The organism is Dyadobacter sp. HNCC25DJ186, from assembly GCF_056895235.1.
On record NZ_JBXHAS010000001.1, the window covers coordinates 306794 to 322698 of the forward strand.

Annotated in this window: 12 protein-coding genes; 10 read left to right on the forward strand and 2 right to left on the reverse strand. The window is 40.2% G+C overall.

Annotated elements, in window-relative coordinates:
- Positions 1–11: 11 nt before the first annotated feature.
- The 8 genes from AC1XUO_RS01330 to tnpA all read left to right on the forward strand — a co-directional run bounded on the left by AC1XUO_RS01330 (position 12) and on the right by tnpA (position 10394).
- Positions 12–2975 carry a DNA polymerase III subunit alpha gene (locus AC1XUO_RS01330; protein WP_483327957.1) on the forward strand — a complete coding sequence of 988 codons (2964 nt, stop codon included), beginning with the start codon at positions 12–14 and terminating at the stop codon, positions 2973–2975.
- A gap of 17 nt (positions 2976–2992) precedes the next feature.
- On the forward strand, positions 2993–3562 hold the full coding sequence (locus AC1XUO_RS01335) for an RNA polymerase sigma factor (RefSeq protein WP_483327958.1): 570 nt from the start codon (positions 2993–2995) through the stop codon (positions 3560–3562).
- A complete protein-coding gene (locus tag AC1XUO_RS01340; protein ID WP_483327959.1) occupies positions 3549–3746 on the forward strand; it encodes a hypothetical protein in 198 nt (65 codons plus the stop codon). Before AC1XUO_RS01335 ends, AC1XUO_RS01340 begins: the two co-directional genes overlap by 14 nt.
- Complete coding sequence (lgt, locus tag AC1XUO_RS01345) at positions 3747–4580, forward strand: prolipoprotein diacylglyceryl transferase (protein ID WP_483327960.1); 834 nt, start codon at positions 3747–3749, stop codon at positions 4578–4580.
- Between the two features lie 190 nt (positions 4581–4770).
- Positions 4771–5493, forward strand: a complete 723-nt coding sequence (locus AC1XUO_RS01350; RefSeq protein WP_483327961.1) for a lipocalin family protein — start codon at positions 4771–4773, stop codon at positions 5491–5493.
- 53 nt (positions 5494–5546) lie between these two features.
- A complete protein-coding gene (locus AC1XUO_RS01355; protein WP_483327962.1) occupies positions 5547–6407 on the forward strand; it encodes a sugar phosphate isomerase/epimerase family protein in 861 nt (286 codons plus the stop codon).
- Between the two features lie 173 nt (positions 6408–6580).
- Positions 6581–9391, forward strand: coding sequence for a M16 family metallopeptidase (locus AC1XUO_RS01360; RefSeq protein ID WP_483327963.1), 2811 nt, complete (start codon positions 6581–6583; stop codon positions 9389–9391).
- A 565-nt stretch (positions 9392–9956) separates the two neighbouring features.
- The gene (gene tnpA, locus AC1XUO_RS01365; protein WP_483327964.1) at positions 9957–10394 is read left to right on the forward strand and encodes an IS200/IS605 family transposase; all 438 of its coding nucleotides are present in this window, start codon (positions 9957–9959) and stop codon (positions 10392–10394) included.
- A gap of 217 nt (positions 10395–10611) precedes the next feature.
- On the opposite strand, the gene AC1XUO_RS01370 is transcribed toward tnpA, so the two are convergent.
- Together AC1XUO_RS01370 and AC1XUO_RS01375 are read right to left on the reverse strand one after the other, a co-directional pair.
- Positions 10612–10854 carry a DUF3820 family protein gene (locus tag AC1XUO_RS01370; RefSeq protein WP_483327965.1) on the reverse strand — a complete coding sequence of 81 codons (243 nt, stop codon included), beginning with the start codon at positions 10852–10854 and terminating at the stop codon, positions 10612–10614.
- A gap of 16 nt (positions 10855–10870) precedes the next feature.
- Positions 10871–12334, reverse strand: a complete 1464-nt coding sequence (locus tag AC1XUO_RS01375) for a nicotinate phosphoribosyltransferase (RefSeq protein ID WP_483327966.1) — start codon at positions 12332–12334, stop codon at positions 10871–10873.
- Between the two features lie 415 nt (positions 12335–12749).
- Here AC1XUO_RS01375 and AC1XUO_RS01380 point away from each other — a divergent pair, with 415 nt between their 5' ends.
- Together AC1XUO_RS01380 and AC1XUO_RS01385 are read left to right on the forward strand one after the other, a co-directional pair.
- Positions 12750–13034: a helix-turn-helix domain-containing protein gene (locus AC1XUO_RS01380; RefSeq protein WP_483327967.1), complete on the forward strand. Its 285-nt coding sequence runs from the start codon at positions 12750–12752 to the stop codon at positions 13032–13034.
- A gap of 361 nt (positions 13035–13395) precedes the next feature.
- Positions 13396–15843, forward strand: coding sequence for a TonB-dependent receptor (locus tag AC1XUO_RS01385; RefSeq protein ID WP_483327968.1), 2448 nt, complete (start codon positions 13396–13398; stop codon positions 15841–15843).
- Positions 15844–15905: the final 62 nt, after the last annotated feature.

Genomic DNA, 15905 nt, shown 5'->3' on the forward strand with positions numbered 1-15905 from the left:
CCCAAAACACCATGTTACTCAACTGTCACTCCTATTTCAGCCTTCGCTACGGAATGATTCCGGAAGAGGAATTGCTCAAACTGTGTGTGCTAAATAATTATAATTCGATTGCCCTGACGGATATTAATAACACTTCCGGCTGTCTGAACTTTATCCGGACTGCTGCGAAGTTTGATGTCAAACCAATCGTTGGAATTGATTTCAGAAATGGAATACAGCAGCAATTTATCGGTCTGGCAAAAAATAACGCCGGGTTCCAAAACCTGAATGCGTATTTGTCCAAACATTCGCATGAAAAGCTGGACTTCCCGGATCAGGCTCCACCACTTGAAAATGTGGCTTTTATTTATCCTTTTGAGCAATTGGTTAAAACGAATAAATCAGAATTTTCGGCTGACGAATATATTGGTATAAATATCAAAGATTTAAATCGCGTCAGGTTTTCCCATCTGGCAAACCTGGAAGATAAATTTGTCATCCTGCATCCGGTAAGTTTTCGGCACAAAAAGGATTTCAGTGCGCACCGGCTGCTGAGATCGATTGATGAAAATACACTTTTGAGTAAAATCTCAACTTTTGGAACAGCTGACGAAACGGAACAATTTCTGCCCGCGGCCACACTTAAATACCACTATAAGAATTTTGACTCGATCGTTTACAACACTGAAAAATTAATGGACCAATGTCATATCCATTTTACTTTCGGTGATGACAGACAGCATCAAAATCTGAAAGTTTACGGCGAAAGCGAAGCGGATGATTACAATAAATTACGTTCCCTGACATACAACGCACTTGGCTATCGCTATGGGACCGATGTTACTGATCCCATTTTTGACCGGATTTCTATGGAGCTGGACTTAATCCAGAAACAGAATTTCATCCCTTTCTTTCTTGTCAACCATGATATCGTGCGTTATGCAAAACAGAAAGGATATTATTACGTCGGCCGGGGAAGTGGGGCAAACAGCATTGTCGCCTATTTGTTGAGCATAACCAACGTCGATCCGATCGAACTTGATCTTTATTTTGAACGCTTCATCAACATTCATAGAAAAAATCCTCCTGATTTTGACCTTGACTTTTCCTGGAAAGACCGGGAGGATATTACCGATTATATTTTTAAGAAATTTGGCTCCAAAGGACAAGCTGCACTGCTGGGCACTTACAGTACTTTTCAGCATAGTGCCGCGGTGCGGGAGTTAGGCAAAGTTTTTGGCTTACCAACTTACGAAATTGACGCGCTTAGCGATGGAAAGTATGACCCGAAAAAGCTGGATCAGCTTTCTGCGCTTGTCATTAAGTACGCCCGATATTTCCAGGAGAATAATCAGCCAAATCACCTGAGTATCCATGCCGGAGGAATCCTGATTTCTCAGCGACCTATAAATTATTTTTCAGCAACGGATCTGCCTCCAAAAGGTTTCCCGACGACGCAATTTGATATGGTCATCGCGGAAGATGTTGGCCTGAATAAATATGACATTCTCAGCCAGCGCGGGCTGGCGAAGATCAAGGAAACGCTGGAAATCATTAAATATAACCGTCCTGAGGCCCCGGAAATTGATATTGACGATGTTAAGAAATTCAAACAGGACCCTAAAATCAATGACCTGATCAAACAGGCGCAATGCATCGGCTGCTTTTATGTGGAGTCGCCTGCGATGAGAATGCTTTTAAAAAAGCTCGAAGTAGATAATTATCTGGGACTTGTAGCCGCAAGTTCGATTATCCGGCCAGGCGTTGCCAAAAGTGGGATGATGCGCGAATATATTTTACGGCATAAAGACAACGATCGGACCAAAGATGCCCATCCGGTTTTGCTCGACCTGATGCCGGAAACTTACGGAATCATGGTTTATCAGGAAGATGTGATTAAAGTTGCGCACTATTTTGCAGGTTTGACGCTTGGCGAGGCCGATGTCATACGCAGAGGTATGAGCGGAAAATTTCGCGGCCGGGATGAGTTTGAACAGGTCAAATCGAAATTTTTTAAAAATTGTAAAGACAAAAAATATAATCCGAAAATCACCGAGGAAATCTGGGCGCAGATTGCAAGTTTCGCCGGATATGCTTTTGCAAAAGGACATTCGGCTTCGTACGCAGTGGAAAGTTATCAGACATTATTTCTGAAAGCGTACTATCCGTTGGAATTTATGGTTGCGGTTTTGAATAATGGCGGAGGGTTTTACGCACCGGAATTGTATGTACATGAGGCGAGAATGATGGGTGCAACGGTACTGGCACCCTGTGTGAATCACAGTTATGCGCAGGCGGTGATCGAGGGAAAAGATATTTATCTGGGTATGCAGTCTTTAAATGAAATTGAAGAAAAAACAATTGTTAAAGTTCTGGACGCGCGGCAGGCAGAAGGACCTTTCACTTCGTTAAATAATTTTCTTGACCGCGTTGCTATTTCCATCGAACAGCTAACGATCCTGATCCGTATCAATGCTTTTCGTTTTACAAAAATTGACAAGAAAACACTTTTGTGGAAAGCACACTTTCGTATGAATAAGGCGACCAATAAAGTGCCGCAAAAACAATTGTTTCAGATCGAAATAAAGGATTTTGATCTGCCCCTATTTGAGACTTCTCCTACCGACGATGCTTATGATCAGATTGAACTATTAGGCTTTCCACTTTGCAGTCCGTTTGACCTTGTGAAGAATCCGATGGCAAGAAGTGTCATGTCAAAGGATCTGCATCAATATATCAATCAGGATATCATTCAATATGGATACCTCGTTTCAGTAAAAAATACAAGAACCTCAAAAGGTGAACGGATGCAATTCGGCACTTTCCTGGATCAGGAAGGGCAATTTATTGACACCGTACATTTTCCGGACGTTGCAGCGAAATACAATTTCTCAAACAAAGGTGTTTATAAAATATATGGAAAGGTGATTGACGAGTTTGGTTTTCTTAGCGTCGAAGTAACTCAAATTGTGAGAATGGAACTGGCTTTAAGATAAAAGAAAATTTTTTCATAATGTTTGTGACATTCATGCTTAAAATTTCAACTAATGTTTTTGTAAATAAATCAGCAGCGATGGGATCTATGAATAAATCCGACTTTGTGCAAGTCATCCAGCAGCATCAGGGAATTATCAATAGCATTTGCAGATTCTACTATGTTGATGATGAAGACGTAAAAGATGCCCGTCAGGATATCATTTTAGAGCTCTGGAAATCATTCCCAACGTTCAGAGGTGACTCTAAATTAAGTACATGGATTTACAGAGTTGCTCTGAATACCATTATAGCAAAGGTTAAAAGGGAAAGAAAAAACGCCGCCAATGAACCCCTCTCCGACTTTCACTTAAACGATAATGCAACGCTTCACAGTGAAGAGCGTGATGACATTCAACAATTATTATTTCTGGTCAATCAACTCGAAGTCACTGACAGAGGAATTATGATTCTTCATTTCGAAGGGTATAACAATAAAGAAATCGCTGAAACATTAAAGCTTACTCCGACGAATATCAGCACACGAATGAGTCGGATTAAATCTAAACTTAAAGAAACCTTCAAAGTCTTTTATAATGAAATCAGATAACTTTCAGTCTGCCTGGGAAAAATATAAAGCGCAGAACGACACAGACCAAATCTTTGAAAAGGAGATACTTGATATTATAGAAGTCCATAGCCAGAAGTCTAAGTCTTTCATGGCTGACCGCATCATGCGTAACGCTGCAATCTTTTCGTTCATCATCGCGTTTTGCCAAAATTGCTCTATATAAATGTTATTGTTTATATTTTGGAATGTTAGATCTAATGTTTTTCCTGGTCTGGAAATCCCAAAATGGTATGGGCTGTGCTGGGCCGCCGGAGTATTTCTCGGATATCAGGTTATGTTTTACATATACAAGAAAGAAGGCAAAACTCTAATCCAACTCGACAAGCTGGCTACCTACGTCATCATCGGAACATTGGTTGGGGCCAGGCTTGGGCATATCATTTTTTACGACCCGATATATTATTTCCATCATCCGATCGAAATCCTTCCCATTCGTTTGTCACCTCATTTTGAATTTACCGGATTGGCCGGTTTGGCAAGCCACGGAGGCGGAATAGGGATTTTTCTTTCGATCTATCTTTATGCTAAAAAATACAACGAAAACTACCTGCACATTCTCGATCGAATGGCGATCATTGCTACACTTGCTGGCGCATTTATACGATTTGGCAACCTGATGAATTCGGAAATGATCGGTATCCCGACCGAAGTTCCGTGGGCATTTATATTTTCCTCCGTAGACAAGATTCCGAGACATCCGGCACAACTTTACGAATCAATATTTTGTCTGTTACTTTTCACCCTGCTGTTTTCAATATGGAAACGAAAGTCAGGAAATATTCCCGATGGATTGTTACTTGGAATTTTCCTGGTATCACTTTTTTGTTTCCGTTTTTTCGATGAGTTTTTAAAAATTGATCAGGAAACATTTGAGAGTACACTTCCGATCAATATGGGACAGATATTAAGTATTCCGTTTATACTGTTCGGACTTATCCTAATTTCAAGATCAATTAAAAACAGTACGGGGGACAAACGTGTCGTCCCGGAAAACTGAATTCAAAAATTCCACAGAGGGCAAAACGATTTATATTTCAAAACGTGCCATATCTGGATTAAACAACAGATATAAATTTTTTAAAATAAAATTTAATATAAATAACACTTCTTCGAAATGGAATTATAACTTGGTACGTTAAAGGTTAACTCAAAACAGTTTTCCGAAACCAACGCATCAACAAATTTTCATGAAAAAGATATTTTCAGGTTTACTTGTCCTAAACGTCCTGTTCATTTCATGCAACAAAGAATCCGGCTCAATTTCTGGTAGCTGGACGACACCAATTGAAGGTCATCCACAACATCAAAACGGTTTTACACTGAAAGATGAAGGAACAGCGACGTCTATTAATCTGACTGACAAAGTTTATGAAAAGTGGGAGAAATTTGGTGACCGGCTGATTCTCTTCGGGAAAAACCGTAACGCTGAGAATACAGATAAATTCACGGACACCTTAAAAATTGTATCTGTAAATGACAGTTTGATGGTTTTGAAAGCAACAAATGGCAAAGAAATCACATACAAAAAGACTATTACGCCCGACAAACTGGTCAGTGATTTTGAAAATTTCGATTGTTATTCTTACGCCGGAAAAAAAGATACAGCTTTTCTTCATATCAACACCGCAAATAGTATTGTAACCGGCAATCTTGAATATCAACTTTTTGAGAAAGACCGAAATAAAGGAATGATAAAAGGTAAAATGATCGGTGACACGCTAATTGCGGATTATAGTTTTGCTTCCGAAGGTCAAAATTCAGTGCGTGAAATTATCATGATTAAAAAAGGAAATGACCTGATTGAGGGATTTGGTGACGTGGAGGAGGCCGATGGAAAAATGAGATTTGTAAATCGGTCAAAACTTAATTTCAAGAAAGGACTAACTTTTAAAAAAGTAAATTGCCCATGACAATTACCGGGTACGGTAATTTCCAAAAACAAAAAAACAAATCTTGACATATTATGTTAAATCCAAAATTCGGAGCTTCAATTTTATCCTGGATCCCACCTGTCTGGACACCGGATTCCGGGCTCTACGCTATAAAAAAAACCGCAGAAACAGGATTTGATATACTTGAGATTCTACTTCCCGTTTCCATGGACTTCGATGCTCCGACTGTAAAAAAACATTTGAAGGACCATAACATTGAAGCACTTTGCTCCATTAATTTACCTAAAAACTGCCATATCCCTTTCCATCCCCTTGAAGCAACGACGCTTATAAAGGCCGCGCTGGACAAAACTGCTGAACTTGACGTAAAATTTTTAGGTGGTGTTTTGCATTCCGGAATTGGCGTTTTTACAGGTCTGCCAAGAACGAAGGAAGAGGAAGTGATCATGTGCCAGGTTTGGACTGAAGTAGCTGCTTATGCAAAAACGCTTGGGATAAAAATCGGAATTGAGCCAGTTAACCGGTATGAAAGTTATATTTGCACAGCGGCCAGCGAAACACTGACACTGATTAAAAAAACCAGCTCCGAAAATATAGGTCTGCACCTGGATACCTTTCACATGAATATTGAGGAAGCAAATTTTTACGATCCGGTTGTTCAGGCAGGACAGAAACTTTTTCATGTGCACATGACAGAAAGCGATCGGGGAATGTTAGGTGAGGGCAATGTGCATTGGGATGAACTTTTTAAAGGTTTGACCGAAATCAACTATTCAGGCGCGCTGGTTCTGGAAAATTTCTCTTCGGAAATTAAAGAACTAATCGGCCCGACTTCATTGTGGAGACCTTCGAAATACAATTCAGAAGATCTGGCGAAGGGAAGTTTAGCTTTTATGAAAAAAATGGTTGAGAAGTATAACCAGCAACAATAATTTACAATGTAGAGAGCGGTGCCATTGTTCGCTACATCGTTATTCATTCTCAATCCTTGCTCTTTTCCAGAGCACTTTTGCGAATAAAATATTTTACCAGCGGCACTTTGCAATCGCAGGTAATAACGATATCTTTCGTTCCTCATACATTTTATCAACTTGATACAAGTAAAATGAAAAAATCCCTCGTGATTTTGTGCACATTTGGTATGCTGTCCATGACTTCTATATCAGCTTCTGCACAAGGTTTAAGCACACAGAAAGTTCCGTTAGATCCCTCCGTGAAGACCGGAAAACTTAAAAATGGCATTACGTATTATATCAAAAAAAATGCTGAGCCGAAAAATCGTGCTGAGCTTAGACTGATTGTGAAAGCCGGTTCTGTGTTAGAAACAGATGCCCAGCAAGGATTGGCACATTTCATGGAGCACATGAATTTTAACGGCACGACAAATTTCCCTAAAAATGAACTTGTTAATTTTCTACAAAAAACGGGTGTACGCTTCGGCGCAGATTTGAACGCTTACACAGGTTTCGACGAGACCGTATACATGCTTCCGATCCCGACGGATTCGGCAGGATTACTGGAAAAAGGGATTCAGGTTCTGGATGACTGGGCACACGGAGCACTTTTGGATCCGGCTGAAATTGAGAAGGAAAGAGGTGTTGTTTTGGAAGAATCAAGGATGGGTCGTGGCGCTCAGCAACGTATGCGCGACAAATATCTGAAAATGATCCTGAACAACTCCCGTTATGCGGAACGTTTGCCGATTGGAAAAGACAGTGTCCTAAAATCATTCAAACCGGAGACAATTAAATCATTTTATAAAGATTGGTATCGTCCGGATCTGATGGCAGTTGTTGCTGTCGGAGATTTTGATGTTGCAAAAGTGGAGGCTATGATCGCCCAAAAATTTGGAGGAATTCCGGTTACCCCAAATCCTAAAAAACGAGTGGAATATAACATTCCTCTGGATGGCAATACGAATGTTGCAATTGTGACCGATCCGGAATATCCGCAAAACGTAATTCAGCTGATTTACAAACAGCCAAATTCAAAAGAGAAATCGTTACAGGACGTTCGTAATAATATAGCACAGGCTTTATACAATGCGATGATGGGTCAGCGTATGCAAGAGCTTACACAAAAGGCGAACCCTCCATTTCTTTTTGGATCAAGTAATTATGGTGATTTCCTGGGAAATCTGGATGCCTATACTTCAATTGCCCTTGCGAAAGATCCGTCTTCAATTGAAACTGCACTAACGGCTTTACTTGAAGAAAACGCGCGGGTTCAAAAGTTTGGTTTCACAGCTCCTGAACTTGATCGCGCGAAGAAGGATTTTATGAATTCGATTGAGCAGGCATTTAAAGAAAAAGACAAAACCAAGTCGGCAAACCATGTTGGTGAGTATGTGGATCACTTTTTACACCAAAAACCTTACATGGGCATTGAGGCATACTATGCCTTTTTACAAAAACATATTGACGGTGTAAAGTTGGAAGAAGTAAACGGACTGGCAAAAAAATACATTACAGATAAAAATAGGGCAGTGGTAATCATGGGTCCCGAAAAAGCCAAAGATGCATTACCAACAGAAGCCAGAATCCGGACAATGCTTGCAGAAACAGGTAAAAATGTGACTGCTTATGTAGATGACGTGCTTGACTCTCCTCTTCTTGCTACGGAACCGAAAGCTGGAAAAATCACCGCTGAAAAAACAAATGAAAAATTGGGTATCACGGAATTGACATTATCCAATGGTGTAAAAGTTTTACTCAAACCCACTGACTTTAAAAACGACGAAATATTAATTCAGGCAACAGGTAAAGGTGGATTTTCATTGTTTCCCGGCGAAAGAGAATCAGGCGTTTTTACGAGTTATATGATTCAGTCGGGTGGCGTTGGGCCATATAACCAGACGCAACTTCAGAAGTTTTTAGCTGGAAAGACAGTAAGCGGCGGCCCTTATGTGACAGAGTTGAAGGAAGGTGTCGAAGGCAGTACCAGCCCTAAAGATCTGGAAACAACTTTGCAGCTTATGTATGCTTATTTCACCGAGCCTCGCAAGGATAAGGAAGTCGTAAGCGGAATGTTGAGTAATCAGAAATCCTATCTGGAAAATATGCGTAAAACATTGACCCCTGATAAAGTGTATTCTGATTCGTTAAACGCGGTTTTAACCAGCAACAATCCTGATCGCAGACCATTGACACCTGAAAGTATTGATAAAGTCAGCCTGGATCGGGCGGTGGAAATTTATAAAAATCGTTTTGCTGATGCATCGGATTTTGTTTTCACCTTTGTAGGAGCATTTAAAGTTGATGCAATCAAACCGCTACTTGAAAAATATATTGGCGGATTACCGTCTACGGACCGGGATGATACCTACAAACACCCCAATATTTTCCCTCCAAAAGGACGTATTGAAAAAACCATTTACAAGGGTCTTGAACCTAAAAGCAAGGTCACTTTGGTAACGAGCGGCGAATATGATTACAGTCCTGAAAACAATATCCAGATTGAAGCTTTGCAAGAAGTGTTACAGATCAAGTTGATCGAAGCGCTTCGGGAAGAAGAAAGTGGAGTTTATGGCGTGAGAGTTTCCGAGGACGTCGATAAATATCCATCGGGACACTACAGTTTCGTAATAAGTTTTGGCTGCGCGCCGGAAAATGTTGACAAACTGGTTTCACGGAGTATTGCCGAAATGAAGAAAATCAAAGAAAACGGCGCAGATCAAAAAGATATCGAAAAGTTTGTGGCCGAAACCAAACGTAAAACGGAAGTGGCTCTGAAAACAAATAACTTCTGGGTTAACTATATTGACGAAAATACTTTTCAGGATGATGATCTGGAAGAAATTCTTCAGGAGGATAAGCTCTTGAAATCCATCACAGTTGCCAGTACAAAGGCGGCTGCGGGTAAGTATTTTAATGATGAAAACTTCATCAAGGTGGTTTTAATGCCTGAGAAGAAATAATGGATCGCCGGGCTAAAGCCCGGTTAGAGTTTGTAAGCTGACTCTTGCACGCAAGGCTGAAGCCTTGGGTTAGTGTTGGACCAGCCCAAACTCTTGGAGTAAAGAGACCGGAAAGAAGGATTGATCCTTTTGTCTGGTCTCTTTTAATTTTAAGGTATTTCCTGGCTGAAAAAGTACCGTTAGAAATAATAGTTGAGGCTTGGTGCCGCAATTCAGCACTCTTTAATAAAAAGAACATTTGTGCCGAAATCGACAAGGGTCACTTAATTGATACATCTATCTGGTAGTGAAGGCGTTGCGTTCAAAGCATGTTCTTTTATATTGTTAGGTTTACCTAACCCAGAGCATCTGTCTTGGAGAATCAATCAGCTTTCACCCGAAGAAAGTTCTCTTTTCTCAATAGCAAACTGTCCCTAACCCAAGGTTTCAACCTTGGGGTGAAGGCGTTGCCGCATCTCTACGGCTTTAGCCATTTCGACTATTAGATATTTCTTTTTGAAAGAGAAACTTCGAGAGATCAATCCCGTCTAAGTGGTATTGAAGTCATCATCAAAACTGCTCAGATATGTCTTACATCAAAATCTGGATTCATGCTGTTTGGGGAACAAAAAACAGAGAGGCTATTTTAAAACCTGCTGTTTTGAAAAGCATTTGTGCTCATATCACCTCTAACGCCAAAGAAAAGGGCATTTTCATTGACAGGATCAATGGACACGATGACCATATTCATGTTTTGATGTTGCTAAATTCTGACCTTGGCATTTCAAAACAAATGCAGTTTCTAAAAGGGGAAAGCTCCAATTGGGCTAATAAAATACGGTTAACCAAGGATAGGCTGTATTGGGCAGACAAATACTTCGCAGCTTCGGTAAGTAATGATAAAGTTGGTATCGTCAGAAAATATATTGACAATCAACAATTGCATCATCAAAAACAGACTTTTGCGGATGAATTTCGGATTTTCGTGAATAGCTTGGGATACTCTGACGAGGACTTCGGCTAAAGCCGGAGAATCTGTGGAGCCTCCCCCCAAGGCTAAAGCCTTGGGTTAAGCGAGCTTCCTAACATAAAAGAAAACCTTTTGAAAAACGAGTTTTGGATCCCAACGCTGAAGCCCTGGGTATACCTGCCGATCTCGAAAATAAACTTTTACGAGCAAAATTCCGAATCCATGACTATGAGGCCTTGGAATATACCCTCTCTTCAGTCAATCCCTACCTCTAATGCCGATACATTTTCTTCAAACCATCAATCAAAAACATCAGATCATTCAGCCGGATCTCATACATCGTGCTGAGTAGCATACCAAGTTTTCCTGCCGGAAACCCTTCCCTTTCAAACCATTCGAGGTACGAAACTGGCAGATCCGTAATCAGCCAGTTTTTATATTTCCCGAAAGGCATACGGTATACGATCAATTCTTTTAAAATTTCAGTATTGGGTTGTGGGATTTCATCACTCATTTTTCTGAATTTAATATCACTTCGCTGCTCTTAACTTCACGATCAATTCCGTTTTCATATCAAATAATTCTTTTTCCAGACCAACGGGATAGGTATGTGGATTTACAAAGCGTTTAATCCCACTATGAAAATGTTCCAGTTGTTGTTCCACGCGCTTTTTCGTCTCGTGAATCGATGGTAGGTGATATATTAAAATACCTTTGGCAAAAATTGGAACCAGCAGATCTTCGAATTGGATTGTTTCGGAAAAAGATCTCGTTTTGGTGAAATCATAAGGATCAACCATCGTAGATTTTCCCATAAGCGGCGTTTCAATATTAAAAATCATATCCGAGATAAATCCTTTGGCGTCTCTAAAACGCCGAACCTGCTGAATTCCCGGAGTTGAAACTTTAATGGCCTGTTCGGAAAGTTTCAATTTATAGTCCCACGCACCCAAATCATTTTTGATCGCTGCCAGTTTAAAAACTCCTCCAAGTGCAGGCTGATCAAATGCAGTTACCAGTTTTGTACCAATTCCCCAGACGTTGATTTTCGCTCCCTGGATTTTTAAACTATCCATAATATACTCATCCAGATCGTTACTGGCAACGATATTGGTTTTTTCAAAGCCGGCATCGTCAAGAAGTTTTCTTGCTTCGATACTCAAATACGCCAAATCACCAGAATCCAGTCGTATTCCTCCAAGCTCATACCCCCTTTCCCGAAGCTGTTTTCCAACTGTAATTGCATTTTTTACGCCCTCAATCGAATCGTAAGTATCGACCAATAAGGTGACGTTATTTGGCATACATAGGGCATAAGTCTCAAAAGATTCAAGCTCACTTTCAAAAGACATCACCCAACTATGCGCATGCGTACCTTTCACCGGAATTCCGTAAAGTTTACCGGCAAGAACATTAGAGGTCGCATCAAACCCACCAATATAGGCAGCACGACTTGCTGTCATTCCTCCATCCGGACCTTGTGCACGCCTTAATCCAAATTCCAGAAGAGCATCTTCATTTGCCACCAGCCGCATTCTGGCCGCTTTTGTGGCAATCAGTGATTGAAAATTGATTAGGTTTAGTAGAGGCGTCTCCAATAACTGACATTGCAGAACAGGTCCCTGAATGCGCAACAATGGCTCATTTGGAAAGACAACTGTCCCTTCGGGAATGGCATCAACACTGCATTTGAATTCCATGTCGCGTAGATAATCCAGAAACCCCTTTTCAAAAAGTGGCTTCCCATCACTTCCCAACAGAGATCCAATATAATCAAGATCTTCTTCGTCAATCCGGTATTCATTCAAATAATCGATCACACTGCTCAATCCGCAGGCAATAGTAAAACCTCCGTGAAAAGGATGTTTTCTGAAATATAAATTAAAAACTGCTTCCTGTTCCGCTTTCCCGGATTTCCAATAACCATAGGCCATGGTCAGCTGGTATAGGTCAGTTAGTAAACTTAACGAAGTGTCATATAAACGATTAATCATTTCTTTTCATTTTTATTATTCTAAGAAAAGACTATTTACTAAAAAATTATGGAAATAGTTAATATGACCCAATCTTAACATTTCTGGCAAATGGGCGGCTATCAAGAACTACCCACATTGTAGTTCCAGAATATACCGGCACTTCAATTGTGTTAAAAAACGGAGGACCTTATAATGTGATTACGCCTCCATCAACAATTCGAAAAATATTCACATATACAGAGTATACACCTTAAAAGCACGATACGTAACTCTGAAATCTTATCCAGACTAAAAAATTTTCAAAGCCCCATTTTTTCCCTGACACAAATCACATAATAATTTCTAAATATTATTAAAAAATAAATCTGAACAGCATCTAAAAACCGTATATGAATAGAATACTTGATGATGTTTAATTAACCTTTGATACTTTATGGATGTTGCGGTGGAAACGAAAATAAAAACGGTGGCAGCAAATATTAGGAAAGTAAGAGAATACAGAGATTACACCCAGGAATTTATGGCTTTGAAACTTGGAATTTCTCAAAATGCATATAGCAAAATCGAACTCGCTTACACCAGAATTACGCTGGAAAGACTAATCCAAATTGCTGTTATTTTAGAGATCGATGTAATAACACTCATAAACAGTACAAGCGAAGACCTTTTAAAACTAAATACCTCTTCCAGTTCAAACAGAGAGTTGATTAAGAATTGATCATTTGAGATATGTGGTTGGTATTGCAAAAAGCAGGAGATTTTCCGGTAGGAAAGCTTCCTGCTTTTTTATTGCAGCTCAGATTTTACAGCTTTCCCCGCCCATTTCATACCACCATTTTTACCACTTAAACTTTTTTTCTTTACTCGTGCAACATTCTTGCTTCTATTTGTATCTATGAAAAGTAAGCAGGTCACTTGGTTTCCGTTCACATAACAAAACAACCATTTATGTAATCTAAGGTTCTATGTTATACCAAGTACTTATCTTTGCAATGTAGTCGATCATCAGAATGGAGAATCAGGATAAAATTGTCCGAAAGACCAGATCGATATCGCTGAAAATATAACATCTATTAGCCATGAAATTCTTTATTAATCTGACGGTAGCTTTGCTACTGAGCGGTAGCTTTGCGCTCGCTCAAACCCCTGCAACAAAAGGAAAAGTGTCTGGTGCTATTCTGGACGAAAAATCCCAGCCCTTTCCTTTTGTAAATGTTTTGCTGCTCAAAGCAAAAGACTCAACCCTGGCCAAGGGACTTGCTGCTGACGAAAATGGAAAATTTCTTTTCGATGAGGTTGATTCAGGAGAATATTTAACCTTGATATCGATGGTCGGATATCAAAAATCTTACAGTAAAAAGTTTTCCGTTTCTGACAAATCCGTAAACCTTCCCTCATTCACGCTGCAACCCGAATCGCAGGCACTTAATGAAGTCACTGTCACAGCCAAAAAGCCCTTTATTGAACAGGAAATCGACAGAACGATCATCAACGTTGAAAATAGCATTGTGTCCGCCGGTGCCACTGCGCTCGAAGTTTTGGAACGTTCGCCTGGTGTAACAGTGGATCAACAAAATGACAGATTGCAACTTCGCGGAAAAGATGGTGTCATTGTGCAAATAGATGGCAAACAAACCTATCTGACCCAAGCAGAATTGGTGAATTTGTTAAGAAATACGCCCAGCGACAACATTGAAAAAATCGAACTGATCACCAATCCATCTGCAAAGTATGACGCTGCCGGAAATTCAGGAATCATTAATATCAAGTTTAAGAAAAATAAAAATTTCGGAACAAACGGTAATTTTTCAATCGGAGGCGGTATCGCTTCACCTGGTTACGGACGCGGCAATGGGTCGCTTGCATTAAACAACAGAAAGGGAAAAGTAAGTCTATTTGGAACGGCCAGCGGTTTTGAAGGAGAAGGTTTTAACAGACAGGTAATTTATCGTGCCATTCCTTATGAAGGAAAAACGACGACATTCAATATGGACTCAAAAAGTGACTGGCGTTCGAGAAATTATAACTACCGCGTTGGAATGGACTATTTCGCAACGGATAAAACGACGATCGGCGTATTGTTTTCGGGATTTTATAATGCATGGAAAAACCCAATCCGTGCGACCGACGCTGAAATATTAAATGATGACCTCAGTCTTCAGCAAACGTATCATACCGATATGACCGCAAACAATCACATGAATAATATCAGCGCCAATGTTAACCTTAAACATCAGTTTAACGACAAAGGCAAAGAGCTGACATTTGATGTGGATTATGTACAATACGATAGCAAGGGATACAATTTTCTGGATACCAGGTATTTCAATCCGAACGGAACGCCAACAGGAGAAACGGATATCGTCCGCAACAACATGCCCGCTTTGATAAATATCGGCGTCGCCAAGCTCGACTATATGCAGCCGATTGGCAAAGGAAAATTCGAGGCAGGCTTGAAATCGAGTTATGTAAAATCTGACAACAATATGATTTTTGAGACTTTTGGAGATGTATGGCAATTGGATCCGTCGCGCACCAACCAGTTTAAATATACTGAAAATATCAACGCAGGATATGCGAACTATAACGGACAGTTTAATTCAAAAACGAAATTTCAACTTGGTCTGCGTGCAGAACACACGCATGCTATCGGGAATTCGGTTACGCTGAACAGTATCAGAGACCGCAATTATCTGAACATATTCCCAAGTGTTTTCGTATCAAGAAATCTCGACAGCAGCAACGTCTTAAACTTGTCATACAGCTACCGGATCGATCGTCCTAATTACCAATCGCTTAACCCGTTTGAATATTACCTGGATCCGTACACTTTCCAGAAAGGGAATCCGAACCTTCGTCCGCAGTATACACATTCGTTTCAGTTGGTTCATGTTTACAAAAGTTTCTTGAATACAACCTTGGCCTACAGCCGGGTGAAAGACATGATCGCTGACGAAGTCCCGATGCTGGTTCCCGAAAAAAACCAGACTTATGTAACCTCAGAAAATCTTGATAACCAGAACTACGTAAGTCTGACAATATCCGCACCGATCCCGGTCAAAAAATGGTGGAATATTCAGACGAACGTAACGGCGGCCTATAATCATTATCAAACATTTTACCGGAATGCGCCATTTGATATGAAAATTTTCACTTACAACGCATTCGTGAATAACACGTTTACGCTACCTAAAAACTGGACAGCAGAACTTTCAGGTTGGTATAACAGCCCGGCTATTTACGGACTTCTGTCGTCGAAATCTCAGGGAGCCATTAGTCTTGGGTTACAAAAATCTTTGATGGATAAAAAAGCGACGATTCGGCTAAGTGTTCAGGATCCATTTTGGACCAATAAATTCAGAGGTACAACGAAGTTTGAAGATATTGATTTGAGAGTAAAAAGCACCTGGCCAAGTCGTCAGGCACGCATTACATTCACTTATCGGTTCGGAAACCAAAACGTGAAAACAAGACAACGTAATACTGGTTCTGATGATATCCAGTCGCGTGTGAAAAGCGGAAGTTGAGAAGAAAAATACAGGTCAGGTTGTGACTTTATTTATAAATTAGTTAGGTTAATAATTCGGAC

Bases quoted from the DNA above. Each gene is read 5' to 3' on its own strand.
- AC1XUO_RS01335 (WP_483327958.1), top strand. From the start codon at position 2,993: ATGTTTGTGACATTCATGCTTAAAATTTCAACTAATGTTTTTGTAAAT.
- AC1XUO_RS01360 (WP_483327963.1), top strand. From the start codon at position 6,581: ATGAAAAAATCCCTCGTGATTTTGTGCACATTTGGTATGCTGTCCATG.
- AC1XUO_RS01375 (WP_483327966.1), bottom strand. From the start codon at position 12,334: ATGATTAATCGTTTATATGACACTTCGTTAAGTTTACTAACTGACCTA.
- AC1XUO_RS01385 (WP_483327968.1), top strand. From the start codon at position 13,396: ATGAAATTCTTTATTAATCTGACGGTAGCTTTGCTACTGAGCGGTAGC.
- AC1XUO_RS01340 (WP_483327959.1), top strand. From the start codon at position 3,549: ATGAAATCAGATAACTTTCAGTCTGCCTGGGAAAAATATAAAGCGCAG.
- AC1XUO_RS01380 (WP_483327967.1), top strand. From the start codon at position 12,750: ATGGATGTTGCGGTGGAAACGAAAATAAAAACGGTGGCAGCAAATATT.
- AC1XUO_RS01370 (WP_483327965.1), bottom strand. From the start codon at position 10,854: ATGAGTGATGAAATCCCACAACCCAATACTGAAATTTTAAAAGAATTG.
- AC1XUO_RS01350 (WP_483327961.1), top strand. From the start codon at position 4,771: ATGAAAAAGATATTTTCAGGTTTACTTGTCCTAAACGTCCTGTTCATT.
- tnpA (WP_483327964.1), top strand. From the start codon at position 9,957: ATGTCTTACATCAAAATCTGGATTCATGCTGTTTGGGGAACAAAAAAC.
- AC1XUO_RS01355 (WP_483327962.1), top strand. From the start codon at position 5,547: ATGTTAAATCCAAAATTCGGAGCTTCAATTTTATCCTGGATCCCACCT.
- lgt (WP_483327960.1), top strand. From the start codon at position 3,747: ATGTTATTGTTTATATTTTGGAATGTTAGATCTAATGTTTTTCCTGGT.
- AC1XUO_RS01330 (WP_483327957.1), top strand. From the start codon at position 12: ATGTTACTCAACTGTCACTCCTATTTCAGCCTTCGCTACGGAATGATT.